Consider the following 1,510-nt stretch of genomic DNA (forward strand, 5'->3'; position numbering starts at 1 on the left):
GGCTGCGGGAGCACCTGGGGCTCGAGCCGGTGCCCTCGCCGATCGTGGCGATCCCGGCCCCCGACGCCGCCGGTCGCCTCGAGGAGGCCGGGATCGCGGCGAGCGTGCGGGCGGGGGCGGTGCGGGTCGGCTTCCACCTGTACAGCACCGAGGAGGACCTCGAGAGGCTGCTCGCGGCGCTCGGGTGACGGGGGGCGTCGAACTAGATGCCCGTCGACCAGCCCGTGTGGGCGCGAGCAGGTAGCGTCGCAGGCATGGAAACACGTGTGCTGGGGCGGACCGCGCGCCCCGTGAGTGTCATCGGTCTCGGGTGCTGGCAGCTGGGCGCGGACTGGGGTGACGTCGCGGAGGACCAGGCCTCGGCCATCCTCGACGCCGCGGTCGACGCCGGGGTCACCTTCCTCGACACCGCCGACGTCTACGGCGACGGTCGCAGCGAGAAGCTGGTCGGCGAGCTGCTGCGCCGTCGGCCCGACGCGGGGCTCACGGTGGCCACCAAGATGGGGCGCCGCGCGAACCCGCACGTCCCCGAGGCCTTCACCCCCGACGCGTTCCGCGCCTGGAACGACCGCTCGCGCGAGAACCTGGGGGTCGACACCCTCGACCTGGTCCAGCTGCACTGCCCGCCGACGCCGGTGTACTCGAGCGACGCGGTGTACGACGCCCTCGACGCGATGGTCGCCGAGGGGCGGATCGCCGCGTACGGCGTGTCGGTCGAGACGGTCGACGAGGCGCTGACGGCGATCGCCCGGCCGAACGTGGCGAGCGTGCAGATCATCTTCAACGCCTTCCGCCGCAAGCCCCTCGAGGAGGTGCTGCCCGCGGCCGCTGAGGCCGGGGTCGGGATCATCGCGCGGGTGCCCCTGGCCAGCGGGCTGCTCACGGGCAAGTTCGGTGCGTCGACCACCTTCGCCGAGAACGACCACCGCACGTTCAACCGTCAGGGCGAGGCCTTCGACGTCGGCGAGACCTTCGCGGGCGTGCCGTACGAGGTCGGTGTCGCCGCGGCCCAGGAGGTCGCCGCCCTCACCCCCGAGGGCGCGACGACGGCGCAGCTCGCCCTGCGCTGGATCATCGACCAGCCGGGGGTCACGACCGTGATCCCGGGGGCGAGCCGTCCGGAGCAGGCCCGTGCCAACGCCGCCGCTGCGGACCTCGCCCCGCTCACCGAGGAGCAGCAGGCCGCTCTCCAGCGCATCTACGACGAGCGCATCCGGGTGCACGTGCACGGTCGCTGGTGAGAGCCGCGCCGCGCTGGCGGTAGCGCCTCGGCGCTGGTGTCAGCGCGGCACGGACCTGGCCGATCAGCTCGGTGTCAGCGCAGCGAGGACGAGGCTCATCCCCCTGGGGTCAGCGGCGCACGGAGCTAGCCGATTCGGCTCTGGGTCAGCGCGGCGAGGTCCACTGCGGGTCATCGTCGAGGCCCGGCCCGCCGTGGTGCCTGGGTGCGCCGCTGTGGCCGGGGCGTCCGGCGTGCTGAGGTCCGCCGTCGCGCCCTGGCCCCGAGCCC

Annotated in this window: 1 protein-coding gene and 1 pseudogene; both read left to right on the forward strand. The window is 74.2% G+C overall.

Annotation, left to right across the window (positions count from 1 at the left end):
• Positions 1-188 (forward strand): annotated as a pseudogene (locus L0B03_RS17750) (aminotransferase); the annotation flags it as partial.
• Positions 189-254: 66 nt separating this feature from the next.
• A complete protein-coding gene (locus L0B03_RS17755; protein ID WP_250448327.1) occupies positions 255-1,241 on the forward strand; it encodes an aldo/keto reductase in 987 nt (328 codons plus the stop codon).
• The last annotated feature ends 269 nt before the right edge of the window (positions 1,242-1,510 follow it).

This window comes from Actinotalea sp. C106 (assembly GCF_023630195.1).
In the GTDB taxonomy this organism is placed as follows: Bacteria; Actinomycetota; Actinomycetes; order Actinomycetales; family Cellulomonadaceae; genus Actinotalea.

What these genes read in the sequence shown, in the direction of transcription:
- L0B03_RS17755 (WP_250448327.1), top strand. Translation starts at nt 255, where the DNA reads ATGGAAACACGTGTGCTGGGGCGGACCGCGCGCCCCGTGAGTGTCATC.